Origin of the sequence: Dyella sp. (genome assembly GCF_035685805.1) — a bacterium.
In the GTDB taxonomy this organism is placed as follows: Bacteria; Pseudomonadota; Gammaproteobacteria; order Xanthomonadales; family Rhodanobacteraceae; genus Dyella_A.
Genome location: NZ_DASSAB010000045.1, coordinates 1 through 23,409, shown reverse-complemented (window position 1 = coordinate 23,409; position 23,409 = coordinate 1). Strand labels below are relative to the sequence as shown.

General features: G+C 63.0%; 21 protein-coding genes. 8 read left to right on the top strand and 13 right to left on the bottom strand.

The window, feature by feature from the left end:
• Positions 1-9: 9 nt before the first annotated feature.
• A complete protein-coding gene (locus VFG40_RS13375) occupies positions 10-1,020 on the bottom strand; it encodes a TIGR00266 family protein (protein ID WP_324898288.1) in 1,011 nt (336 codons plus the stop codon).
• 118 nt (positions 1,021-1,138) lie between these two features.
• Between VFG40_RS13375 and VFG40_RS13370 the strand changes: the two genes are divergently transcribed.
• The 3 genes from VFG40_RS13370 (at position 1,139) to VFG40_RS13360 (ending at position 2,950) form a co-directional block, all read left to right on the top strand.
• Positions 1,139-1,933 (top strand): thymidylate synthase, encoded by a 795-nt coding sequence (locus VFG40_RS13370; RefSeq protein ID WP_324898286.1) that lies wholly within the window; start codon positions 1,139-1,141, stop codon positions 1,931-1,933.
• Positions 1,934-2,012: 79 nt separating this feature from the next.
• The gene (locus tag VFG40_RS13365) at positions 2,013-2,501 is read left to right on the top strand and encodes a dihydrofolate reductase (RefSeq protein ID WP_324898284.1); all 489 of its coding nucleotides are present in this window, start codon (positions 2,013-2,015) and stop codon (positions 2,499-2,501) included.
• Positions 2,501-2,950, top strand: a complete 450-nt coding sequence (locus VFG40_RS13360; RefSeq protein ID WP_324898282.1) for a (deoxy)nucleoside triphosphate pyrophosphohydrolase — start codon at positions 2,501-2,503, stop codon at positions 2,948-2,950. The genes VFG40_RS13365 and VFG40_RS13360 overlap by 1 nt, the downstream gene beginning before the upstream one ends.
• A gap of 45 nt (positions 2,951-2,995) precedes the next feature.
• Here the strand turns inward: VFG40_RS13360 and coaE are convergent, their stop codons facing one another.
• From coaE to pilB, 4 genes are all read right to left on the bottom strand, one after another.
• Positions 2,996-3,610: a dephospho-CoA kinase gene (gene coaE / locus VFG40_RS13355; RefSeq protein ID WP_324898280.1), complete on the bottom strand. Its 615-nt coding sequence runs from the start codon at positions 3,608-3,610 to the stop codon at positions 2,996-2,998.
• Positions 3,611-3,618: 8 nt separating this feature from the next.
• On the bottom strand, positions 3,619-4,479 hold the full coding sequence (locus VFG40_RS13350) for a prepilin peptidase (protein ID WP_324898278.1): 861 nt from the start codon (positions 4,477-4,479) through the stop codon (positions 3,619-3,621).
• A 69-nt stretch (positions 4,480-4,548) separates the two neighbouring features.
• Positions 4,549-5,817, bottom strand: coding sequence for a type II secretion system F family protein (locus VFG40_RS13345; RefSeq protein WP_324898276.1), 1,269 nt, complete (start codon positions 5,815-5,817; stop codon positions 4,549-4,551).
• A 136-nt stretch (positions 5,818-5,953) separates the two neighbouring features.
• Positions 5,954-7,684 (bottom strand): type IV-A pilus assembly ATPase PilB, encoded by a 1,731-nt coding sequence (pilB, locus tag VFG40_RS13340; RefSeq protein WP_324898274.1) that lies wholly within the window; start codon positions 7,682-7,684, stop codon positions 5,954-5,956.
• A 237-nt stretch (positions 7,685-7,921) separates the two neighbouring features.
• On the opposite strand from pilB, the gene VFG40_RS13335 reads away from it, so the two are divergent.
• From VFG40_RS13335 to VFG40_RS13320, 4 genes are all read left to right on the top strand, one after another.
• Positions 7,922-8,776, top strand: a complete 855-nt coding sequence (locus VFG40_RS13335; protein ID WP_324898272.1) for a glycosyltransferase family 2 protein — start codon at positions 7,922-7,924, stop codon at positions 8,774-8,776.
• Between the two features lie 87 nt (positions 8,777-8,863).
• A complete protein-coding gene (locus tag VFG40_RS13330) occupies positions 8,864-9,994 on the top strand; it encodes a glycosyltransferase (protein ID WP_324898270.1) in 1,131 nt (376 codons plus the stop codon).
• A complete protein-coding gene (locus tag VFG40_RS13325) occupies positions 9,991-10,920 on the top strand; it encodes an NAD-dependent epimerase/dehydratase family protein (protein WP_324898268.1) in 930 nt (309 codons plus the stop codon). Before VFG40_RS13330 ends, VFG40_RS13325 begins: the two co-directional genes overlap by 4 nt.
• A complete protein-coding gene (locus VFG40_RS13320; protein WP_324898266.1) occupies positions 10,896-11,942 on the top strand; it encodes a glycosyltransferase family 2 protein in 1,047 nt (348 codons plus the stop codon). Before VFG40_RS13325 ends, VFG40_RS13320 begins: the two co-directional genes overlap by 25 nt.
• A gap of 78 nt (positions 11,943-12,020) precedes the next feature.
• On the opposite strand, the gene VFG40_RS13315 is transcribed toward VFG40_RS13320, so the two are convergent.
• The 8 genes from VFG40_RS13315 to VFG40_RS13280 all read right to left on the bottom strand — a co-directional run bounded on the left by VFG40_RS13315 (position 12,021) and on the right by VFG40_RS13280 (position 22,644).
• Positions 12,021-12,968, bottom strand: a complete 948-nt coding sequence (locus VFG40_RS13315) for a glycosyltransferase (RefSeq protein WP_324898264.1) — start codon at positions 12,966-12,968, stop codon at positions 12,021-12,023.
• A complete protein-coding gene (locus VFG40_RS13310; RefSeq protein ID WP_324898262.1) occupies positions 12,965-14,434 on the bottom strand; it encodes a lipopolysaccharide biosynthesis protein in 1,470 nt (489 codons plus the stop codon). Before VFG40_RS13310 ends, VFG40_RS13315 begins: the two co-directional genes overlap by 4 nt.
• A 253-nt stretch (positions 14,435-14,687) precedes the next feature.
• Positions 14,688-15,539 (bottom strand): class I SAM-dependent methyltransferase, encoded by an 852-nt coding sequence (locus tag VFG40_RS13305; RefSeq protein WP_324898260.1) that lies wholly within the window; start codon positions 15,537-15,539, stop codon positions 14,688-14,690.
• A complete protein-coding gene (locus tag VFG40_RS13300; RefSeq protein WP_324898258.1) occupies positions 15,517-16,632 on the bottom strand; it encodes a hypothetical protein in 1,116 nt (371 codons plus the stop codon). The genes VFG40_RS13305 and VFG40_RS13300 overlap by 23 nt, the downstream gene beginning before the upstream one ends.
• 62 nt (positions 16,633-16,694) lie before the next feature.
• Complete coding sequence (locus VFG40_RS13295; protein ID WP_324898256.1) at positions 16,695-17,873, bottom strand: DegT/DnrJ/EryC1/StrS family aminotransferase; 1,179 nt, start codon at positions 17,871-17,873, stop codon at positions 16,695-16,697.
• Positions 17,874-17,946: 73 nt separating this feature from the next.
• Positions 17,947-20,028, bottom strand: a complete 2,082-nt coding sequence (locus tag VFG40_RS13290) for a hypothetical protein (protein WP_324898254.1) — start codon at positions 20,026-20,028, stop codon at positions 17,947-17,949.
• Positions 20,025-22,148 carry a tetratricopeptide repeat protein gene (locus VFG40_RS13285; RefSeq protein ID WP_324898252.1) on the bottom strand — a complete coding sequence of 708 codons (2,124 nt, stop codon included), beginning with the start codon at positions 22,146-22,148 and terminating at the stop codon, positions 20,025-20,027. The genes VFG40_RS13290 and VFG40_RS13285 overlap by 4 nt, the downstream gene beginning before the upstream one ends.
• Positions 22,149-22,209: 61 nt before the next feature.
• Positions 22,210-22,644, bottom strand: a complete 435-nt coding sequence (locus VFG40_RS13280; RefSeq protein WP_324898250.1) for a pilin — start codon at positions 22,642-22,644, stop codon at positions 22,210-22,212.
• Between the two features lie 286 nt (positions 22,645-22,930).
• On the opposite strand from VFG40_RS13280, the gene VFG40_RS13275 reads away from it, so the two are divergent.
• Positions 22,931-23,409: DUF72 domain-containing protein (locus tag VFG40_RS13275; protein WP_324898248.1), on the top strand; the 479-nt coding region annotated here is incomplete at its 3' end.

Here is a 23,409-nt window from a genome sequence, read left to right as displayed (position 1 = left end):
CAGGGCTGCCTAGAAGTTGCGGTCGCCGCCGAGGATGTCTCCCAGTCCTCCGAGGATCGAGCCTTCGCCGCGGCGCTGGCCGCCGCCCTGCGGTGCAGCGGCGAGCATGCGGCCGGCCATCCGGGAGAACGGCAGCGACTGCAGCCAGACCGTGCCCGGACCGGTCAGCGTGGCCAGGAACATGCCCTCGCCGCCGAACACCATGCTCTTGATGCCGCCGACCGCCTTCACGTCCATGCTCACGGTGTCGTGGAAGGCCACGACGCAGCCGGTGTCGACATCGAGCCGCTCGCCGGCACGCAGCTCCCGCTGCACCACGGTGCCGCCCGCGTGCACGAAGACCCAGCCGTCGCCCTCGAGCTTCTGCATGATGAAGCCGTCGCCGCCGAACAGCCCGGTGAGGATCTTGCGCTGGAAGAAGATGCCCAGCTGCACGCCGCGGGCGCCGGCGAGGAACGAGTCCTTCTGGCAGATCAGGCGGCCGCCGTGCTCGGACAGCTTCATCGCCATCACGGTGCCGGGGTAGGGCGCCGCGAAGGCCACCTTGGCCTTGCCCTGCCCGGTGTGCGTGAACACGGTGGTGAACAGGCTCTCGCCGGTGATCACCCGCTTGCCGGCGGAAAGCAGCTTGTCCATGAGGCCACCGCCCTGGCTGGCGGTCGAGCCGTCGCCGAACACCGTGTCCATCTGCACGTGGGCTTCCTTGTACATCAGCGCGCCGGCCTCGGCGATCGCGCTCTCGCCGGGATCCAGTTCGATCTCCACGAACTGCATGTCGGTGCCGACAATGCGGTGGTCGATGTCGTCGGCGCTGCTGCTGCGGCTGGGCGGTGCGGGCGGCGGCGCCGCGTCCAGGCCGGCCTGCAGCTCGGCCACCGCGCGGATCGGCTGCCACTCGCCAATGCCTTCGCGCCAGCAGTAGCCGTCGGGCTGGTTGCGGGCCTGTTCGCGCGCAGCGACGTCGTCCAGCGGGCCGATGCGGTCGGTGTTCTTGCCGTAGCTGAAATACCACTGCGTCATGGCGCTGATCTCCTTGGGTGAAAGCCCGAGTCTAGGCCGCGTCGGGTGACCGGGCGAGTGACCGATGTCATGCCGGAGTTGGCTCCCACACCGCCGGCGGCACCGTTATCCTTGCCGGATGCGCGCCTACCTCGACCTGCTTCGCCACGTGCTGGAACACGGCACCGACAAATCCGACCGCACCGGCACCGGCACGCGCAGCGTGTTCGGCTGGCAGATGCGTTTCGACCTTCGCCAGGGCTTTCCCTTGGTGACCACCAAGAAGCTGCATCTGAAATCGATCGTGCACGAGCTGATCTGGTTCCTGCGCGGCGAGACCAACATCGGCTATCTGAAGGAGCACGGCGTCCGCATCTGGGACGAGTGGGCTGACGAGCAGGGCGAACTGGGCCCGGTCTATGGGCGGCAGTGGCGTGCATGGCCCACGGCCGACGGCGGCGTCGTCGACCAGATCCGCTGGGTGGTTGACGAGATCCGCCGCAACCCCGATTCGCGCCGGCTGATCGTCAGCGCATGGAACGTGGGCGAGCTGTCGCAGATGGCGCTGATGCCCTGCCACACGATGTTCCAGTTCTACGTTGCCCAAGGGCGGCTCAGTTGCCAGCTGTACCAGCGGTCAGGTGACATCTTCCTGGGCGTGCCGTTCAACATCGCCAGCTATGCCTTGCTGACCCACATGGTGGCGCAGGTATGTGGCCTGGAGGTCGGCGACTTCGTGCACACGCTGGGGGACGCGCACCTGTACGCCAATCATGTCGAACAGGCGCGGCTGCAGCTTTCGCGCGAGCCGTTGCCGCTGCCGCGGCTGCGGCTCAATCCGGAGGTTGCGTCGATCTTCGACTTCCGCTTCGAGGATGTCGCCTTCGTGGACTACGTGTCGCACCCGGCCATCAAGGCTCCTGTCGCGGTGTGACGACGCGCGCGCCGCGGTACCATCACAGCCTGTGATGGCGCGGTCCCCGCGCCGCAACTTCATGCGCCGAAGGACTGCCATGGCCGTTTCGCTGATCGCCGCTCTTGACGAGAATTTTGCCATTGGCCGCCACGGGAAGCTGCCGTGGCATCTGCCGGATGATCTGCGCTGGTTCAAGCAGCTCACGCTCGGCAAATACGTGCTGATGGGCTACAACACCGCGCTGGCCATTGGCCGGGCGCTCCCGGACCGGACGAATCTGGTGCTGTCCCGTCGCCACGAGGCACCGTTCCCGGGTCAGGTCACCGTCCGGTCGATCGAAGAGGCGCGCGCACGCGCCGATGGCACCGGGCTGATGGTGATCGGAGGCGGCCAGGTCTACGCCGAGACGCTGCACGTTGCGCAACGTCTGTATCTCACCTGGGTCAGCGCCGCTGTAGAAGGTGCGGATACCTTCTTTCCCGGCGTGCACTTCAGCGACTGGACCGAGGTGGCGCGTACCCACCACAAGGCGGACGCCGCGCACGCCTACGATTTCGACATGGTCGAATACATTCGCAGCCAGTAATGAATGCGTCGTCTCCGGCTCCGGCACCGCTCCATGTGATGGCGGGCGTGCTGTGTGATACGCACGGCCGGGTACTGCTGTGCGAGCGGCCAGTGGGCAAGCATCTGGCCGGCCTGTGGGAGTTTCCCGGAGGCAAGCTTGAGCCCGGCGAGTCGCCGGCTGAGGGGCTGGCGCGTGAACTGCACGAGGAGCTGGGCATCCACGTGCTTTCCTGCACGCCGTTCGTGGTGCTGCCCTGGCGTTATGACGCGCTCAGTCTGCTGCTCGATACCTGGCGCGTGCACGCATGGGAAGGCACCGCACGGTCGGTTGAAGGGCAGGCACTGCGCTGGTGCCTGCCGAACGCGGTGGACGTGACGCAGCTGGCGCCGGCCGACCAGCACATCCTGCACCGACTCCTGGATACGGCTGCCGACCCGGCTGCGCCGGCCGGCACTTCGGCGCGCTGAGGCGTATCTCCTCGGGTCGGAAGCGAGGCGTGCCGCGCCAGAGGATCAGGCAGTGCGGGCAGTACTCAGGGCGAGATACTTCGTGTGCAGCGTCGCCACCTGTGCGTCCAGTGCATCGCGGTCGCCCCGGTTGTCGATGACATCATCGGCGATGGCCAAGCGCTCGGCGCGGCTGGCCTGGCTGGCAAGCATGCGACGCGCCAGTTCCTCGTCCACGCCATCGCGTGCCATCAGGCGCGCCATCTGTTCTGCCTCGGGCAGCTCCACCGCAAGCACCCGATCGACCCAGCGGTAGTGGGGCAGGTTTTCCACCAGCAGGGGAATGGCGAGCACGCAGTACGGTCCGGCATCGGCGCCGGCACGATCTCTCAGCCACTGGCGCACGCGCGGATGGACGATCGACTCCAGCGTGGCCCGGGCGTCCTGATCAGCAAAGATGCGATGCCGCATGGCGGGGCGGTCCAGCCGCCCGTCGCTCCCCAGCACCTCGCTGCCGAAGGCCTGCACAATCGCCGCCAGCCCGGAGCTGCCGGGCTCGACCACCTCGCGCGCCGCCTGGTCGGCGTCGTACACGGCGATCCCGCGGGTTTCGAAGCAGCGCGACGTGGCGGTCTTGCCCGCTGCAACACCCCCGGTGAGCGCGACCACGAAGCGCGTCATGGCGGGTCCTAGCGCAGCCCGCTGAGGTGCAGGTAAGCGCCGAGCAAGCGATCGCCGGCCACGAACCAGACCCAGCCGGCAGCTGCTATGAAAGGGCCAAACGGCATCGGGAGATCTCGCTCATGCTTCCGCATCGCCATCAGGCTGCCGCCTACGATCGCGCCGATGAGCGATGACAGCAGCACCACCGGAAGCAGACAGGTCACACCCATCCAGGCGCCCAGTGCCGCGAGCAATTTGAAGTCGCCATGGCCCATGCCCTCCTTGCCGGTCAGCAGCTTGAAGCCCCAGTAAACGCTCCACAGGCTCAGATACCCGATGGCGGCGCCCAGAATGGCCGTGCCTGGCGCGACGAACATCGGGCCGAGCGAGAGCAGCAGGCCGACCCACAGCAGCGGATAAACCAGCTGGTCCGGCAGCAGCTGGGTGCGGAAATCGATGCCGGACAGGGCGATCAGCATCCAGCTCAGGAACAGTCCTGCCGCCGCCGCCGGGGTGGCGCCGAAGCGCCACACCACGACCGCGCTGCACACGCCGCTGAGCAACTCCACCAACGGGTATTGGGGCGAGACCGGGGCGCGGCAGTAGCGGCACCGGCCTTTCAGCATCAACCACCCCAGCAGGGGGACGTTGTCCCTCGCTGCCAGCGGATGCTTGCAGTGCGGACAGTGCGAGCGCTCGCGCACGATGCCCGGCGGCAGCGCGGAGGCGTCATCAGGCTCCAGCTGCAGCACCTCGCGGGCCTCCCGCCGCCACAGGGCTTCCATCCGCGCGGGTAATCGCAGGATCACCACGTTGAGGAAACTGCCGACCAGCAGGCCGAGGACGCCGGCAAAACTGATCCACACCCACAGCGGAAACTCGGACATGCGTTTTCCTGCAGCACAAAAAAGCAAAAAGCCCCCCTCCCGGCGGGAGAGGGGCTTCGGAGGCGAAGCTTACACGGTGCCTGCGAGCTTGAAGATCGGCAGGTAGAGCGATACCACCATGCCGCCGACCAGCACGCCCAGGATCACCATGATCAGCGGTTCCAGCAGGGTCGACAGGGTGTCGACCGCGTTGTTGACCTCCTCCTCGTAGAACTCGGCCACCTTGAACAGCATGTTGTCCAAGGCACCGGATTCCTCACCGATGGCCGTCATCTGCACCACCATGTTGGGAAACAGGCCGGTCTGGCGCATTGCCAATTGCAGCTGGTGACCCACTGCGATGTCGTCGCGCATCAGCCGGATGGCGTCTCCGTAGACGATGCTGCCGGTGGCGCCGGCCACGGCGTCGAGAGCCTCCACCAGCGGCACACCCGCGCGGAATGTGACGCCAAGCGTGCGGGCAAAGCGGGCGATCGCCGATTGCCGAAGGATGTTGCCGATCACGGGCAGCTTCAGCATCAGCCGGTCGAGAAAATGGGCGAACTTGGTGGACCGGCGCTTGGCCATGGTGAGCGCCACGATGCCGCCAACAATGCTGCCGATAACCAGCCACCAGTAGCTCTGCATGAACTTGGACGCAGAAATCACAACCTGCGTCGGCGCTGGCAGCTCGGCACCTGCTTGGCGAAAGGTTTCCTCGAACACTGGAACCACGAACAGCAGCAAGATCATGCTCACAAGCAAGGCCACGGCGAGCACCATGACGGGGTAGAACAGAGCCTTCTTGATCTTGCTCTTGATGGCCTCCATCCGCTCCTTGTAAGTGGCGACCGTGTCCAGCACGGTGTCCAAGACACCCGCAGACTCGCCTGCGCGCACCAGGTTGCGGTAGAGCTCGTCGAACTGCACCGGGTACTTGGCGAGCGCCTCGTTCAACGAAGCACCGCCCTCGATGCCCTGCTTGACGTCCACCAGCATGTTCTTGAAGCGGATGTTCTTCTGGCCGTCCGCGATGATTTCGAACGACTGCACCATCGGCACGCCCGAGGCCATCATGGTGGCGATCTGGCGGCTGAAGATGGCCACGTCGCGGGGCTTTACGGTACTCCCGCTCGCGCCGAAGAGCGGTTTGGCACGCTCCCGCACGGTCTGCGGGTTCATTCCCTGTCGACGCAGTTCGGCCTTCACCAGCGAAGCGTTCTTCGCCGGCATCTCGCCCTTCATGCGCTTGCCGCGCTTGTCCAGGGCGACCCAGTCGTACATGGTCGTCTGGCTTACCTGGGCGCGCTGGGCGCCCAGGTTTCGCGCGTTCTTTGCCGTTGCAGTAGCCGTAGCCATGCGGTTTCCCCCTAATGCCCACCCTGGACCGGCCGAAGGCCGATCAGATCCTGCCAGCTTATTGCATTTTCAGCGCCAAAATCCGTGCCCCTGCCCGCAGCAGCAGTGTGTCCCGGGCCACAATCGCCGTGGCCTGTCAGTCCTTGGTCACGCGGTCGATCTCGGCGAGGCTGGTCAGCCCGTTCTTCACCTTGCGCAGCGCCGATGCCCGCAGGTCGTCGATGCCGGCCTCGCGGGCCACCTCGGCAATCTGCATGGCATTGCCGCCCTTGAGCACGATTTTCTGGATATCTTCGAGCATCGGCATGACCTGATAGATGCCGACGCGGCCCTTGTAGCCCTCGTTGCACGAATCACAGCCGGCCGCCTCGAAGATGGTCAGCCCCTCGTCGATGTCCTGCTGGGTGAAGCCGGCGGCCAGCAGGACCTCCGGCGGCAGCTCGATCGGCTTCTTGCACTCGTGCAGGCGGCGCGCGAGGCGCTGCGCCACGATCAGGGTTACCGACGAGGTGATGTTGTACGGGGCAATGCCCATGTTCATCAGCCGCGCGATGGTCTGCGAGGCGTCGTTGGTGTGCAGCGTCGAAAGCACCATGTGGCCTGTCTGCGCCGCCTTGATCGCGATTTCGGCCGTTTCCAAGTCGCGGATTTCGCCGACCATGATCACGTCCGGATCCTGGCGCAGGAACGAGCGCAATGCCGCAGCAAAGGTCATCCCTCGCTTGACGTTCTGCTGCACCTGGTTGATGCCCTCGACGCGGATTTCCACCGGGTCCTCCACCGTCGAGATGTTGCGCTCGGCGGTATTGAGCATGTTGAGCGCGGTGTAAAGCGACACCGTTTTGCCCGAGCCGGTCGGGCCGGTAACCAGCACCATGCCGTAGGGTTTGTGGATGGCATCCACGTAGAGTTTCTGCTGCTCCGGCTCGTAACCCAGCTTTTCGATGCCGATCTTGGCCGCCGACCCGTCCAGGATACGCAGCACGATCTTCTCGCCGAACAGCGTCGGCAGCGTGCTTACGCGGAAGTCCACCGCGCGGCTCTTGGACAGGTTCAGCTTGATACGCCCGTCCTGCGGCACGCGCTTCTCTGCGATGTCCAGCTGCGCCATCACCTTCAGTCGCGAGGAAATCCGGTTGGCGAGCTTCATCGGCGGACTGGCTACGGCGCGCAGCATGCCGTCCATGCGCAGACGCACCCGGTACTGGCTCTCGAACGGCTCGAAATGGATATCCGACGCACCGCGTCGGATCGCGTCCACCAGCACCTTGTTCACGAATTTCACTACCGGCGCGTCATCGGTGCCGCTGGCGTCGATGCCGGTGCTCTCGGGCTCGTCGTCACCGCCGCTGGTCTCGAGTGCGAGGTCGTCCAGATCGCTGTCACCCATGTCGGTGACGGTGTTGTTCATCGCGGTGAGCGCGGTTTCAATTGCGCGCAGCAGCTGCGCACGGTCGACCAGGATCGGTTCGACCATGCAGTTGGAGTGGAACTTGATGTCGTCCAGTGCATGCGACTGCATCGGATCAGCGATGCCAACGTAAAGTCGCTTGCCGCGCCGGAACAACGGCAGCGCCTTGTGCTTGCTGATCAACGCCTCGCTGATCAAGTTCAGCGGCATGCTAGCGGGCGACAGCGAAGCGACGTCCATCATCGGCATGCCGAACTCAACTGACGCCACCTGGGTGAAACGCGCGCTGTCCACCATATGGCGATCCAGCAGCCACGCCGCCAGCGTCGACTTCGCCTGGGCGGAATCAACGACCGCCTTGCGAACTTCGGCTTCGGGGAGGACGCCCTCGGACACCAGCCGCCGCGCCATGCCGGACAGCCCTGCAAGCGACGCCTGCTGTACTTGAGAAGACATGGTGAAGTTGGCCCCAGCTCGCTGATTAACGTGGAATTTACCCCACTCTACCAGCCAGATCATCTGTCGCAAGTCTCGTTTCCGGTGGTGCACCCGGTCCAGGCGGCTGCAGCTGGGAGCCAGCAGCGGCAAAGGCAGTGCTAGCGACACCGCCGGCGTGATTCCACGCCGCCGGCCGCGGCGCAGCCTTGCGGCCCACGTTATGATCCGCGGCAGGTTTCACGGGGGCGCCATCGCTTGAACGTCAGCATCATCCTTCCCGCCAAAAACGAGGCGGGCGCGCTCGTTGCGCTCTTGCCCAGGCTACGCGAGCTGTATCCGGCGGCCGAGCTGCTGGTCGTGGACGATGGTTCCACCGACCACACCGCGGCAGTCTGCAGCGACGCGGGCGTGCGCCGTCTCGAGTCGCCGTATTCGATGGGCAACGGCGCTGCTATAAAGCGCGGTGCGCGGGCAGCCTCCGGCGATGTGCTGGTGTTCATGGACGGCGATGGCCAGCACGATCCGGCTGACGTCTCACGCCTCGTGAGCCGCCTGGCGGAGGGCTACGACATGGTCGTGGGTGCGCGGGCCTGGGAGGGGCAGGCCGGGGTGGGGCGCGGACTTGCCAACACGTTCTACAACTGGCTCGCTTCGCGCATGACCGGGCACAAGGTCGATGACCTCACCTCGGGTTTCCGCGCGGTGCGGGCAGACAAGTTTCGTGAATTCCTGCACCTGCTGCCGAACGGGTTCAGCTACCCCACCACCAGCACGATGGCGTTCTTCCGCAGCGCCTATCCGGTTGCGTACGAGCCCATCCACGTCGCGCAGCGCGACGGCACCACCAGCCACATCCGTCCCCTGCGCGACGGTCTGCGATTCCTGCTGATCATCTTCAAGATCGCCACCCTGTACTCCCCGCTGAAGTTGTTCGTACCGGCGAGCGCAATGTTTTTCCTGCTTGGCTGCGCCAACTACGCATGGACCTTTCTGCATGGCGGGCGTCTTACCAACGGCAGCACGTTATTGTGGAGTGCCGCAGTAATCGTATTTCTCATCGGGCTCGTCTCCGAGCAGATCACCAACCTCACCTATCGCCGCGATGGTTGAGTTGTCCTGGGTCATCGCGGGCAACTCCCCCCTGCGCGGTTCGAGCTTGGGCTTGGGCGACAGTCGCCGCAATACAGTGGAACAGGCGTGAGCAAGCATCCTGTTCGCGTCCTGCTGATAAGCACCTCGTACCCCGCGAACGCCGGCGATTGGCGTGGCATATTCATGCGGCACCTCGTGGGTGCGCTCGCACGGGTAGCCGGGATTCGGCTCAAGGTATGGCTTCCACCTGGCGACTTGCCGGCTGCGGCCGAGCAGGTCATGTCGGTGCGGGAATCGGTCTGGCTGAGGGGGCTTCTTGATGCTGGTGGGGTGTCGCATCTGATGCGGAAAGGAGGGCTCAGAGGATGGCTTGCCCCGCTTTTGTTGTTGCGGCTGCTCCGCGATGTTTATCGGCGATCAAGCGATGTGGACGTTTATCACATCAATTGGCTGCAGTGCGCGCTACCACTCCCCGAAAACGGCCGGCCGGCGGTCATTTCGGTGCTCGGTAACGATCTGAAACTCCTGCGTGTGCCGATGATGCGGCTGCTCATGCGTCGGATCATGCGGCGGCGTCGCGTCGTGCTCTGCCCGAATGCACAGTGGATGTCGGTCCCTCTGCACGCCGCATTCGGCGACATTGCCCAAATCGTCCCGGTCTCTTTTGGAATCGACCCCAGTTGGTACAGGGTGAAGCGCTGCTACGAGACGCGATCGCCCGCGCGATGGCTGGCAATTACCCGACTCACCGCAGACAAGCTTGGCGACCTTTTTTCCTGGGGCTACCGATTCTTTGGCGCGACCGGTCGCGAGTTGCATCTTTTCGGGCCAATGCAGGAGCCCATCGATGTTCCGACATGGGTGCACTATCACGGTGCCGCGACGCCGGAGACGCTCGCGGCGCAATGGTTCCCTAGCGCCTGTGGGCTGATTACCCTCAGCCGGCATGCCGAGGGCAGGCCGCAGGTCATGCTGGAAGCCATGGCCTCCGGTCTTCCGATTATCGCTTCCGACATGCCGGCACATGCGTCGCTGGTGGCCGACAATGAAACCGGCGCGCTGTGCAATTCGATCGATGCGCTCGGTCGGGCGCTGGCATTGATCGAGAATGTAGACGTCAATGTTCGCCTCGGAGAAGCTGCCCGGGCATGGGCAGCCCGCGAGGTGGGCACCTGGGACGACTGTGCCCAGCGCTACCTCCGCATATACAGCGATCTCCTGGGGGAGGGCGCATGACGGTTGGCAGCGTGATGGTGCTTGGAGCCGGGGGGTTCATCGGCCGGCGTCTCGTGCAGGCGCTGGCCGCCGCAGGACGACCCGTAATCGCAGTGAGTCGTCATGCGGCGAATTTTGACCACGACGGCGTGGAGCAGGTCGTCGGCGAACTTCGCGCAGCAGAAGATTTCAGGCCGCTCCTGGCGCGCAGTCAGACTGTTGTCCATGTGGCCTCCAATTCAACTCCGGCGAGTTCGGCCGGGCTTCCCCTTGCGGAGATCACGGGCAATCTCTACCCGACGCTGGCATTGCTTCAGGCGATGCAGTCGTTTCCTGATAGAGGCTTGCTCTATTTGAGTTCGGGAGGGTGTCTCTACGCGTCCAGTGCTCCAACCGGCGTATCGGAAAAGGCGCCTCCCGATCCGCGCTCCTACCACGGTGCAGGCAAAGTCGCAGCCGAGAGTTTCATCTCTGCCTGGACCAGCCAGTTCCGCACGTCGGCGACCATTCTTCGGCCCTCCAACGTCTATGGACCAGGCCAGGCGGCGCGGACCGGGTTCGGGATAGTCCCGACAGCTTTTGCGCGCATGCTGAAAGACGAGACGCTGACTGTTTGGGGTGATGGCTCGTCGGTACGCGACTACTTGTTCATCGACGACCTCGTTGCGCTTTGCCTCAAGATGATCGCAACGCCCATGCCAAGCGGTGCCCGCATGTTCCACGCAGGTAGCGGGGAAGGGGTGAGCCTGCGGAATCTGCTTGCAGTCATGGAGCATGCGTCAGGCAAGCGCCTCAGGCGTATCTATGAGGCGAGCCGTGCGGTCGATGCCAATTGCGTTGTCCTGGATTCGTCAGAAGTACGCAATGCTTACGACTGGAAACCGGCGGTCACTCTTGAGGCGGGACTGAGGCGGACATGGGAATGGTTCACCACTACGCAGCGCTGAGCAGGCCCTCGGCACCCGACTGCTCGGTATGCATCGCCAACTTCAACGGTGAGCATCTGCTTGTCGATTGCATCGACTCCATCCTGGGTCAGGTGGACGGAGGTTGCATTGAAATCATTGTCCATGACGATGCGTCAACCGATCGGTCGGTGGCCCTCCTCAGGGAGCGGTATCCCCAAGTCGAAATCCTCGCGAGTGCAGTGAACGTGGGCTTCTGCATCAGCAACAACCGAATGGTGGAGCACGCGCGCGGCACCTATGTTCTGTTGCTTAACAACGACGCTGCGCTGTTCCCTGACGGGCTGCGTACGCTGCTTGATGCTGTCGCCGCCGCACCAGACCGCGCGGCTGTCCTCACCTTGCCCCAGTACGACTGGGAAACCGGGATCCTCGTGGATCGAGGTCTTCTGCTGGATCCGTTCTACAACCCCGTGCCTAACCTTGATGCATCGCGAGGGGACGTCGGGATGGTCATCGGCGCTTGCCTCTTCATGCCGCGATCCCTCTGGCATGCACTCGGGGGCCTGCCCGAGTGGATGGGCTCGATCGCCGAGGACATGTTTCTCTGCTGCACCGCACGTTTGTCGGGGGCACGTGTGCAGGTGGCTGCGGCCAGCGGCTACCGACATCGCCAGGGAGCCAGCTTCGGCGGGAACAAGCCCCGCGCGGGAAAATTGCTCACCACCTTTCGCCGTCGTCAGCTGAGCGAACGAAACAAGACCGCGGTCTTGTTCATTTGCACGCCAACTTCGGTGGTCTGGCCATTGCTCGGACTCCACCTGCTGTTTCTGGCGATCGAGGGGGTGGTAATGGCACTGCTGGCCAGGAAGCGAAGCATCTGGACAGAAATCTACGGAGCCGCCATCCGGGCGGTGCTGAAGGACATCCGCGTTCTGATAAGGCGGCGTAGCCTGCGGCAGAGCCTCAGGTCCGTCAGCCTTCGGGAATATGTACAGCCGTTCACCCTGTTTCCGCACAAGCTACGTCTGCTGTATCGGCACGGCAAGCCGGTAGTCAGGTGAGCAAACCGATGCACGGCGCAATGGGGTGAAGCGCGGTGCCCTTACGGGTGCCAGCACGAAGCGCCTGGGCCTCTGGGGCTAGTGTCGATACAAGATCGGAGCACGATTTCTGACCATTCGCCCGCGGAGCTCCACATAGGCCGAGCGGGCGATGGAAGCAGCTAAGCGGGCGGACATTTCAAGAGTTCCCGCCGGTGCTGCTGCGAATACACGGGGGACCCATTCCGTAACGAGCGCGAGTCGTCGAGTCCGTACCGCGCGGAAGATCACTCGGCGCAAGAAGTCCGCCATTCCCGCAGCGACATCGCCCTCGTCGATGCTGCCCTTGGGCACGCGCGTCAAGGCCTCCCAATAAAGTGCGCGCACCCGATCGTTGGTCTGGTTGACCAGTGAGCCCGACGCATTTACCCGGTAAACCGTCAATGGCTCGGCGAGGTGGCCCAGCAGGCCGAAACTGGCGTGCAGCAGGTGCACTCGGTAATCGATCATCGGCTCCGCTATTGCCAGCCACGGCGGTACGCTTTGTGCTCGAAACATCACGGAGCTGTTGTTGAATACGTTACCCCTGCGCACTACCCCAGCAAGATCGAACACAGCGTCTCCGACGTCATTGAACAACCCGATAGGTTTTCCGTCTTCGCGGACGGTTTTCGCATTGGTATAGACCGCTGCGCACTCGGGGTGTGCATCCAGGTAGTCCATTTGCCGCAGGAGTTTTCCAGGCAGCCAATAGTCATCGCCGTCCAGCCTGGCAATAAGCGGGGCACTGGCATGGGCCAGCACGGCCTGGGTATTTCCTGATGCGCCGACCTGCGGAGAATGACGAAGATGACGAATCAGATCGGGATGGGCCGCGGCGAACTCGGCGACGATCTCGCTGGTGCCGTCATCGGAGCAGTCATCGCCGACAAGAATCTCCATTCGCACGTCGTGCCGCTGCTCCAGAACGCTCTCAAGGCATGTCCGGATGTAGCGTTGCTGGTTATAAGTGAGAACGCAGACACTGACTTGGGGGGGGGCGGTCATGACGACACCGTAGGTTTCTTGGCGCCGGTGGGGGCTTTCCCGCCACGCAGGTTCTTTAGCAGCGTAACCAGCTCGCCCAGCGCGCTGTTCTTCGTGACAGCAGCCATGGTCAGGTAAAGCGCGGCGGCGAGAAAAATTGCCAGTGCGGTGGTCATTGTGCTGGCGGGTAGCCAATGAATGACGCTCCAGCCGGTCGCGGCTGCCAAAAGGGAAAGTCCGAACGTTGCTCTTTGATCTGCAATCTGGGCTGCAATGCCGTAACCCAGGAGCACCTTCGAGTAATGTGCGTTGATGACGGCAGAGAGGACGCTAGCAGCGAGTACGGCGCCGGCTATCGCTACAGGACCGCCTAAGCTGCCTAGCAGAATCAACCCGATCGCCAGGGTCTTCTTGACCAGCGAAAGACGAAAGAACAAGTCCGATCGGCCCTGTGCGCTCACTGCTGCGAGGTTGAGCACATGTAACGGCCAAAGCGCTGCGCTCAGCGCGAGAATGCTCAGCAGTGACGCGGCGGGAGTCCATTTCGGGCCGTACAAAAGAAGTGTTAGTGGCCTCGCAATGACGGCCAGGCCCAGCATGCTTGGGACAAAGATGAACATGGCCAGGCGCATCGACAGACGAAGCGCCCCAAGCAGCTTATGCGGCTGATCACCGACTGCGGAAAACACCGGGAGCCCTACTCGATTGAGCAGGTTTCCCATGAAAGAGGTGGGCGCCTGCTGTGTGTTCTGCGCCAGCGTGTAGTAACCCAGCTGTGCGGTATCGAACAGTTTTCCGATAAGTAGAGCCTGCAGCCGGAGGGTGAGGGTGTCCAACAACCCTGACATCAGCATATAGATGCCGAAGCCAGAAAGACTGCGGAAGGACGCCATCCTGAAATGACCCCTGGGCCGCCAGCGAGAGTAGACCCAGAGCAGCAGGGCACGCATGCCAATAAGTACGATGGCCTGCCACACCAGGCTCCATACACCATAGTTGCCCCAGGCCAGACCGAGGGCGACGACGGCGGAAGCGATGGACGCGAATAGCTCAGCCTTGGTGCGCTCCTTGAAGCGAAGCTGCATGGTGAGTAGCGCATCGGGTACCGCAGCGAGCGCCCCCAGCGGCAGAACCATCACGATGACCCGGATCAGCGCAGCGAGCCTCGGCTGATGAAAGTACGTGGCGATAGCGGGGGCCAGTAGCCACAGTAGGCTGGCGAGCAGCAGTGCTGTCCCGGTGGTGAACAGGAAGACAGTCGTTTCGTCGTCATCGGTGGTCCGCTGCCGCTGGATCAGCGCCGTACCGAAGCCCGAATCCGCCAACAAGGCCCCCATGCTGGTGAACACCAGCACCATGGCAATCAGGCCGAAGTCCGAGGGGCTGAGGAGTCGCGCCAGCAGTACCATCACCGCCACTTGCACGCCGAAGCGCGCAGCGATCTCAATGGCGCTCCACCAAGCAGCCTTGCTGGCGCGCTCCATCATGGTGGTGGTTAAGTGAGGCACAGGCTAGTTGACCATCCGGACAGTCATGGTCGGCCACAGGAGTTTGCAATGTATCCGTTGATTCAGCATCACATGATGGCGTGCCGCCAAAAGCTGCTGCGCCTGGATGGCGACGCTGCAGACGGTCATACCCGTTGTGCTGGCCGGGCCTGGCGATGTCATGCGGGTACTTGTGCCCCTTAGATGGCTCATCGCCTTAACCGCCGGACGATGGCTGACGTGTCGGACTCACTTAGCGCTTCGGGTGTGAGCAGAAGAACAGTGGCCTGCGATTGAATTCCCCGCGGAACCGTTCCAGTTCGAATTTACTGATGGCTTCGTCGAGCACATCCTCCGGAAGCTCGTCCACCTGGACGTTCGGGGGATTTCCTTGCGGCGCAAGATTCCGGTAGCTGAGCGAGCCGTCTCCGTTTCGGGACGGGTAAGCCACTGATGTCACGAACCACCCGGCGCGCTTCAGCCAGCTTCCGAACAAGCGCAGCTTGGCAGTGTCTTCGCTGACACCGATGATTGGTTGAGTCTTGTCGCCGCCCCAGTTGCTTCCGAGCTGAAACACCAGGCCCCGCGCTCGTGATCGAAGCAGGTCCAAGTATTGTGTGGCGTAGGCCGTAAAGTCTTCGCGCTGCTCAAGCAAGTCGCGATCAAAGTCGTGCCCTGCGTGGTGCAGCACATTCAAGTGAAGAAGAAAGTCGAAGCACGGGATCTCGAGCAGTTGCCGCAGTCCTATGGCGCGATTGATTACGCTAACGTTGGTGAGGTTGAAGTACTCCGCGATGCGCTGGATGAAAAGTGCGTGGTTTGGATTGGCTTCAATGGCGGTGAATCGTGCACGTGGGTAGAGCTTTGCCAGGCTGAGTGTGAAGAAGCCAGTGTTTGCTCCGAAGTCGCCCCAGTGCTCACCGTCGCCGGGTTGCCTTGCGGCGAGAAGATAGCTCAGCCTCGACTTGTCCCCACGCCACTGTTCATCAATGGTCTCCGAATAGCCGAGCTCTGCAGATACGAATTCCGGAATGCTCTGGTAGGTGGAGTGCTTCGATGCGTCCGCGTAAAGCGTCTGCAGTTCAGTTTTTATGTGGTCGGTCATGCAGTGCCTTTATTGCTGATTGCCAAAGCTCGTGAAAGAAGCAGCGCCAGGAATCTTTGCGCAGGTAGACGTCGCTTTGCAGCCCATCGATAAGGACCCGCGCCCAGGAAAGGCGGGCTCCATGCCATACCGGCAGGCGGCGCGATGCCAGCGTTTCTAGTAGCCCCCCAATCCAGGCATATCGGGGCCGGCGCCTGCCAGCATTGATGCCAATGTAGCGGTGCGGATCGCCGTATAGGCAATCACCGATGAATGCTTGCAACAGAGGTTGGCCTTGATCCGTGCAAAATTGGATCGGGCCCCATAGCCTCGGATTCATCTCTATGAAAACCGTTCGATCTCCATTTTGGATGAGCTCGATCATCCCCAGCCCGGCAAAGCCGGAAGTCCTCAGCAACTGCACGATTTGACGGGCTAGAACTGACTCATGAAATGTGCTCGGCTCCGCCAGCAGCATGGACTTTCCGTCCGGCTGCTGCAGCAGGTTCCTTTGGGACCAGGCAAGCTCAATGCGAGTGGCCGACGAGAGATAGGTCAACAGGTAGATGCTGTCTCCACTGACGTACTCTTGGAAAAAGAAGTCGTCGCACTTGTTGGATTGCCGAAACCGGTGGACATCGTCTTTCGTCAATAGCAGCGCCGGGTAGAGCGATGTTCCCTTGCTGCTCACGTTCGCAAGCGGCTTGGCGACTATCGGTGGTGAAAGGGCGGCGCGCCCGCTTATCTCGGCGGGAACGCTGATGCCTGCGTTGGCAAAAAAGCTTGCCGCCTCCCGCTTGTTGGTCAGGCGACTGTAGATCGCCTCGTCAACCAGTGGGATTTGGCAGCCTTGGTCTTCGATCGTTGCGCGGTGTTGAAAAAGGAAATGGTTGAAGTACTCCGACGAGGGCAGAACCACGAGCGTGCGTTGTCCCGCCACTAGTCGCGCGCGCGCAACGCACGTCATGAAGATGTCCAGCGAGAGCTCCTCTGTCTCACGGATACAGACGACGTCCCTCCGGAATTTTGTATGAAAAATCCGGTCGTGCGCAGTGCGCGCAACAATAAAGGCTCGCTCTCCACACATTGCCAGTACCCGCAGGAAGGCGACCACCGCCCTGTCATTTCCACCGCTGAATACAATGAACGAGCAGGGTCTGGTCATCTCAGGCCGCATTACGCGCTGGCTGCAAGAACGCGAAAGACGCTGCCAATAGTGGCTACCTCGTCTTCGTGCAGCATGGATCCGGTGGGAAGTACCACGACGCGCGCTGCGACTGCGTTGGTCTGTCCAAGCACCAGGCCCGCGTGGGGGAACAGTTCGCGATAAGGCTTCATCTTGTGACACCCCGGCCAGAAGTACTTGCGTGCCAGGATGTTCTCGGCGTGCAGTGCGGCCACGATCTCGTCTCGGTCGACGAGGCAATCCTGACCGATCTCCACGATGACGTACTGGAAATTATTGCGCTCGACTCCGTCGTAGGGAAGCAGTCGGATTCCTGGCAGCCCGGCGAGGACATCTGCGTAAGCTCTGTAATTGCGTCGATTAGCGTCGATGACTGCGGCGAGATGAGCGAGATTTGTCAAACCCATGGCCGCACATATCTCGACCATCTTTCCGTTGGTCCCGGGGTGAATGACATTGTCATACCCCTGGAATCCGAAATTGCGCATAAGCCGCATCGTTTCAGCCAATGCGTCATCGTCGGTAGTAATTGCGCCGCCTTCGAAGGTATTGAAGAACTTGGTAGCGTGAAAGCTGAAGACCTCACATGCGCCGAAGCGGCCGATAGACTGCCCCTTGTAGCTGCAGCCGAATGCATGCGCGGCGTCGAACATCAATTTCAGGCCGTGCTCGTCGGCGATTTCCTGTAGCTCGTCGACCGGCGCGCCGCGGCCCCACAGGTGTACGCCAATGATGCCGCTCGTGCGCGGTGTGATCATTCGCCGTACAGCGCCCGGATCCAGGTTGTGGGTATCTGGATCAATATCGGCGAAGACGGGCGTGATGCCTTGCCAGTGAAGCGCATGGGCCGTGGCAATGAACGTGTAGGCAGGCACGATCACCTCGCCCGTCAAGCCCAGCGCGCGAATCGCAATCTCCAGCGCAACCGTGCCGTTGCACATCGCGATGCAGTGCTTCACGCCAAGGTAGGCGGCTACCTGCTTCTCGAATTCCTGCACGACGGGGCCGTTGTTGCTAAGCCAACGGCTGTCGAGAATGCTGTTGACCCGCTCAAGAAAATCTTCCCTGCTGCCAATGTTCGGGCGCCCGACATGCAGGGGCTCGGCAAACGCCGGATCTGCCCCGTTTATGGCGAGATCTGCCTTGGTGAGGATGGTTTTGCCTGGCACGTCGAGGAATCCCGGGTCTGGAATGGTGCGGCGGTGACCGAAGCGTAATGCAGGCGGAGCCGAGCTCCGCCAGCTACTTCGCTGGAAGTTGTTCCCGCAGCCGCGCTATGTCTCGATCGAGGCTGCCTGCAGTGTTTAGAGACTGCAGTCTAAGGATGGTCGACCTGGCATTGCGGTAGTCCTTTTCGGCCAGCTGCATGCGTGCGACCGTGATGGCGTAGGCCGCTGTCGCAGGCTCTTTTGCTTCGGCCGCCAAGGCCATGCGCAGGCCAAGCTCATGATCATGAAGAACATTCCACGCATAGTCGCTGTAGGAGGCCATCAGTCTGGCGTTTGGGTTGGGATGTCCCAGCGCGGCAAGATACGCAGCCACCATATGCCCGCGGGGCAGATCACAGGTGCCTCGTACCGCGCACTTGGTCAGGGCGGCAAGCGAGCTCTCGTCCTGTACACCCGGAGGCTTCCTCTCAAGCTTGGTGACCATGCTCGTCCACCATGCTTCCTTCAGTGGCAGATGCATCATGGCGTTCAGGAAGATCAGCGCCTGTTCCGGAAGGATGGAGCTTTCCGGCAGGGCCATGGCGCGCTCCAGTGGCGCTTGCGCCAGGTGGATGAATGGCGAGTCGGGCTGGTAGTGGGAGTAGACGATATAGGTGCGCCCGAGCTCGTACTGGGCGCGAGGAGACGCCGGTGCTCTATCGGCAAGCTCGCGAGCCAGCCGCAACGGATCTCCCCAGGCATAGGCCGTGACCGCCGTCTGGGCTATCCACAGCAGCATCAGCCCGCCCAGCAGGACGAATCTCGGCAGCGCCAGCGGAAGCGCCTGCGATGTTTCGTTCCGGACGCTCCGAGCTGAGCCTGGTCGGTCATCCCTCTTCGTCGAGGCCAGTCCATCGACGGGCGCACCCAGCAGCGGCACGATCGCGATGAGGAGCCCCAGGCTCGCGAAGTAGTTCCGATGCTCGTAAATGAGTTCCAGCGGGATGATTGTCGCTGTCAGCAGATGGCAGCCGAGAAACCACGCGATGCCCAGCGTGACCAGGGGACGACGCTTCCAAATCCACAGGGCGACACACACGAGACCGGCGAGCAGGATGATGCTCGCGAGCGTTGTCCACGGCGTCAGCAGTCCGGTCGAAACCTGAAAGTCGTCGTGATAGAACGACAGCGCATCCGGCGTGGGCACCACGGTCCAGCGGATGTAGTCCAGCACGATGCGTGCTTCGCTCATCAGCCGCTGTGGCATGGTGAAGTCGCGCGTAGCCCAGGTTTGAGGCTTCAGCAGCGCGGGCAGCATTCGCGCCAAGCCTGCAACCATCGGTAGGGCGAGCACGACCAGGAACAGCGCGACGATGCGGCGGTCGATAGAAGCCTTCTGTACGGAGGTTCCAATAGCAGGTGCGGCGCTCTCTGGAGCGCTCGCTGCCCCCCGGCCGTTGCGAAAGCGGAATAGCACGCACTCCAGGAAAAACGCGTACAGGGGCAGCATCACCGCGGTCTCCTTCGCCAGCAGCCCCACGGCGGCCGGTAAGGAGATGCTTGAAATACAAAGCAGGTACGGGCGAATCCCGCGCTCGTGCGCAAACATGCGGCGTCGTCCGGCTAGGTAGCCGATCAGGCCCAGCAGCACAAATGCGTTCGCCATGCTTTCCATGCGTTGAACCACATAGAGCACGCCCGTCAGATTGATCGGCAGCAGCATCCAGCCGAGCGCCAGCAGTGCCGACAGAGTGCTTTTCTGCAGCTCGCGGGCGTTATCGGGCCGCTCGACCCCAACGCTCACGGGCGGCTCCCCGTCGCTGACCTGCAGCAGGCCACGCGCAAGCAGGAAGACCAGCCAGCCGTTCAACAGGTGAATAAGCAGGTTGGTGAGCTTCATGCCATAGGGCTCCAAGCCCGTGGCGAGATAGTTGAAGGCGAAGCTGAGCGAGGCCAGCGGTCGCTTCAGCGTGCTGGAAGGCGAGGACAGGGCCGCCCGCGTCAGGCTGGCAGCATCAGGGTGGCGGACGTGCAGATCCGTGTTGTCGACGATATTGGGGTAGTCATCGAATACGAAGCTGCCCGAAAGACCGGGCCAGTAGACGATCAGGGTCAGCGCAAGGGCGGGAAGGATGAGCCAGCGGCTTGGCCAGCGAAAAATGCGGAGCGACATCATGGAGAGGGTGCGCGCTTTGCCTGCAGGTCAGCCTGCAGTGTATGACGAAGCCTTGCGGACTCGTTGTCCCAGTAGTGCTGGTGCTCAAGCACCCAGGCATGCAATCGCGCCATGCCCAGCCCTGGTCGCGGTGCCAGTTGCCGTTCGGCGGCATAGTGATCGAGGTGTGCAATGCCCTGCGCCGGGAATCCTGCCGCGCCGAGGATCGCGGCTTGCCTCAGTGCCACGGCAATGTAAACCCGCTGATCCAGCGCTTTGTTGAAGGCCGCCAGCGCCGCTGCCGGATCGTCCGCTGCCAGTGCCATTCGGCCCCGCAGGAACAGGAGGTCCTGGCGGCGTCCCGGCTGCCGCGTGAGCAGTCGGTTGCCCGCGGCGACACGGAGCAGGTTGTCGATCGTGCTGAGCGTGAGGTCCGGGCATATCGGATCACTGGCGTGGTCGATGGCATTGCCGAACCAGTCGACGAGAAGCGTGCCAGTGTTGGGTGTTTTTTCCAGTGCCGACTCTGCGACGCCAAGGGTTATGGCATCCAGGTGGCCCTGCCGGCAACGCGCGGTGATCAAGCCAAGAGCGGCCTGTACATCGTCCGGATGTCGCTTCAGCAGTGATTGCAGCCTCGCAACCGACTGCAGCGGCCGCCCTTCTGCGGCCTCGACTGACGCAGCACTTACTTGGGCCCGTGCCGAGCCTGGATTTAGTCTTGCCCACAGCATGACTTGCTGATTTGTGTTCCCCCACAGGCTCGCCCGGGCGTAGGTCATGCTGCCAAGGCCAACCAGAAGCAGCAGCGCGATGAATGCCCGCAAGCCAGTTGATTGCAGGGTTGCTGACGCCCGCGTGCGCCCGCGCTCGCTCTGGGGCGCCGGAGAGCAGTCAGTCGCACCCCTCTGGGTCACACCGCAAAGCCACAGGGCCAGAGGCCAGAACATGAGTATGGCGGGCAGATAGTTGCGATGTTCGAAATAGAGCTCCAGCGGAATGGTGCTCGACTCGAGCGATTGCGCAACGAGGTAGAACGCCATGGCGAGCGTTATCGCAGGCCAGCGACGACGGAATAAGACGGCGCCGCCGATCAGCCCGACCAGCGCGATCAAGGCGGGGAGCGTCGTCCAGGGCGACAACAGCGACGTCGATGGCACGATGTGGTCATTGAAGACGCCTGACGTGAACGGGCGTGGCGCCCACAGCAGCCTGAGATAGTCCATCAACACGCGTGGCTGCGTGAGCAGCCGTTGCCCCAGCGTCCATGGCCTTATGGTCTCCATGTCGCCGCTCATGCCCATCAGTCCCGCGCGCAGCAAGTAGGCGGTGACCGCGAGGGTCGGCGCACCAGCGAACAACATCATGGTGAGACGGTAGATGCGGCGATGGTCGTTCGATGCTGCGGTAGTTGGGTCGACAGCGGATGCTGTGGCGGCCTTCATCGGGACGTGCGCGTCCTTCAAGAGCGCCAGCTCGATGATGAGCGCAAGTGCCGGCAGCAGTACGCCGTTCGCTTTGCTGAGCATGGCAAGGACGGTGCAGCCCACCAGCGCGGTGAGGATCCAGGTTATGCCTCGCAGGCGATCGCCCCGCAGCAGTGCGCGTCGTCCGCGCAGCCATAGAATCAGGCCCAGCAGGGTGAATAGTGTCGATAGCATCGCTTCGCGCTGTACGACATAAAGTGTCGTCGACACCAGGAGCGGGTGCAGTGCCCAGAAGCTGGCGCCCAGGATGGAGGCAATGGCAAGCCGCTGTTGTCGCGCAGGAGCGTCGTGGTCCGCGTTCCAGACCGCTCGGGCCCGGTATAACTCATACAGCAGGCGAGCCAGCAGGCTTGCGTTCGCAAGGTGGACAAGCAGGTTCGTCCGCTTGAACGGGAGCGGCGCAGCCGGCCAGTCGCGGGCATCGAGCAGGAAGCTGAGCAGCGACAGCGGACGCCCCAAAGGATCCGCGCGCCCGGAGGTGATGTACCGCCAGAACCCGTTCCAGTCTCCCACGGGGCCCGTGGCGCCCAGCGCAGGCAGGTTGGCATAGTCATCGAACAGAAAGCCGCCTGACAGGCCGGGCCAGTACGCCAAGCCTGTCAGCAGCAGCATGGCCAGGGTGGCCAATGCGGGATATCCCCACAGACGTTTCATGTCGTTCCGAAAAGCAGAAGGGCCGCGCATGGCGGCCCTTCTGAATCATGCTGCGAGAGAATCAGTCGCGGCAAGCGGTCGGCAGGTACTTCTGGTCCACGTTGGTGCCAGCAGCGGCCTTGCAGTTCCAGGTGATGCTGCCTTCGCCCGGTACGGCGGAGAACACCAGCACCTTCGTTGCCACCTTGTCGTTGACTTCGTTACCGAACGTCGCCGTGATGAGGCCGTTAGCGGCATCGACCTGGGTGACGTACTTGCCCTTGATCGAGAGAGCACTTGCCAAGCCGGCGGAGGTGTTCGTGGTCGGGAAGTGGCCCTTGTTGTTGTAGAACTCCGCAACGGCGGTCTTGGCGCCATCGGAGAGCACGGCGCCCTCGGAGACCTGCGAGCGGATCACGTAATCCTGGTAGGCCGGGATGGCGATGGCGGCCAGGATGGCGATGATCGCGACCACGATCATCAGTTCGATCAGGGTGAAGCCCTTGGCCATGCGCATGCGAAGATCCTCCCGACGCAAAACTGGTGTTTGGCATCGGGGGCTACCAAGTGGATCAACGATACCACCGAATTTCCGGGCCTTGTTAAGAGCGGCTGCGACCAAGGGCCCTGCCCGCGCATCCATTGATGGCCCCAGCCCCGAGGAGTCGCGATGTCCCCGCAACGCAGCATTTTCCTGGTTGCCCTCCTTTGCGTTTTCGGCGCCGACGCGGCCGCCGTCGTCGGCCGCCCCGATCGCGACGAGGCGTCGCGGCTGGCGCGCGGCGCCGAGCTAAAAATCGGGAATGTCCGCGCCTCCGCTTCGCCTGCCCCGGAACCTGCGCATCGGCTGCGCGGGTTGGTCGATCCCGCGCCAGTACGCGGCGCTATTCGGCGAGGGGGAATCCATGCTCGCGCGCTATGCCACGCGTTTCGATGTGGTCGAGGTCAACTCCTCCTTCTACCGTTCGCACCAGCGCAAGACCTGGGAACGCTGGGCGGCTTCGGTGCCGGCGCGCTTTCGTTTCACCGCCAAGCTGCCGCAGGAGATCAGCCACGAGCGCGCCCTGCGCGGCTGCGCGGCCTGCCTGTCGCGATTCCTTTCGGAAGTCGATGGCCTGGGCGGGAAACTTTCGTGCCTGCTGCTGCAACTGCCGCGCAGCCGTCCGCTCGAACCTGCGGTGGCCTCGCGCTTCTTCGCCACGCTGAGGGCGCGCCATGAAGGCGGGTTCGCCGTGGAGCCGCGACATGCGAGCTGGTTCTCGCCTGCGGCCGACGAACTGCT

Bases quoted from the DNA above. Each gene is read 5' to 3' on its own strand.
- VFG40_RS13375 (WP_324898288.1), bottom strand. From the start codon at position 1,020: ATGACGCAGTGGTATTTCAGCTACGGCAAGAACACCGACCGCATCGGC.
- VFG40_RS13370 (WP_324898286.1), top strand. From the start codon at position 1,139: ATGCGCGCCTACCTCGACCTGCTTCGCCACGTGCTGGAACACGGCACC.
- VFG40_RS13365 (WP_324898284.1), top strand. From the start codon at position 2,013: ATGGCCGTTTCGCTGATCGCCGCTCTTGACGAGAATTTTGCCATTGGC.
- VFG40_RS13360 (WP_324898282.1), top strand. From the start codon at position 2,501: ATGAATGCGTCGTCTCCGGCTCCGGCACCGCTCCATGTGATGGCGGGC.
- coaE (WP_324898280.1), bottom strand. From the start codon at position 3,610: ATGACGCGCTTCGTGGTCGCGCTCACCGGGGGTGTTGCAGCGGGCAAG.
- VFG40_RS13350 (WP_324898278.1), bottom strand. From the start codon at position 4,479: ATGTCCGAGTTTCCGCTGTGGGTGTGGATCAGTTTTGCCGGCGTCCTC.
- VFG40_RS13345 (WP_324898276.1), bottom strand. From the start codon at position 5,817: ATGGCTACGGCTACTGCAACGGCAAAGAACGCGCGAAACCTGGGCGCC.
- pilB (WP_324898274.1), bottom strand. From the start codon at position 7,684: ATGTCTTCTCAAGTACAGCAGGCGTCGCTTGCAGGGCTGTCCGGCATG.
- VFG40_RS13325 (WP_324898268.1), top strand. From the start codon at position 9,991: ATGACGGTTGGCAGCGTGATGGTGCTTGGAGCCGGGGGGTTCATCGGC.
- VFG40_RS13320 (WP_324898266.1), top strand. From the start codon at position 10,896: ATGGTTCACCACTACGCAGCGCTGAGCAGGCCCTCGGCACCCGACTGC.
- VFG40_RS13315 (WP_324898264.1), bottom strand. From the start codon at position 12,968: ATGACCGCCCCCCCCCAAGTCAGTGTCTGCGTTCTCACTTATAACCAG.
- VFG40_RS13310 (WP_324898262.1), bottom strand. From the start codon at position 14,434: ATGATGGAGCGCGCCAGCAAGGCTGCTTGGTGGAGCGCCATTGAGATC.
- VFG40_RS13305 (WP_324898260.1), bottom strand. From the start codon at position 15,539: ATGACCGACCACATAAAAACTGAACTGCAGACGCTTTACGCGGACGCA.
- VFG40_RS13290 (WP_324898254.1), bottom strand. From the start codon at position 20,028: ATGATGTCGCTCCGCATTTTTCGCTGGCCAAGCCGCTGGCTCATCCTT.
- VFG40_RS13285 (WP_324898252.1), bottom strand. From the start codon at position 22,148: ATGAAACGTCTGTGGGGATATCCCGCATTGGCCACCCTGGCCATGCTG.
- VFG40_RS13280 (WP_324898250.1), bottom strand. From the start codon at position 22,644: ATGCGCATGGCCAAGGGCTTCACCCTGATCGAACTGATGATCGTGGTC.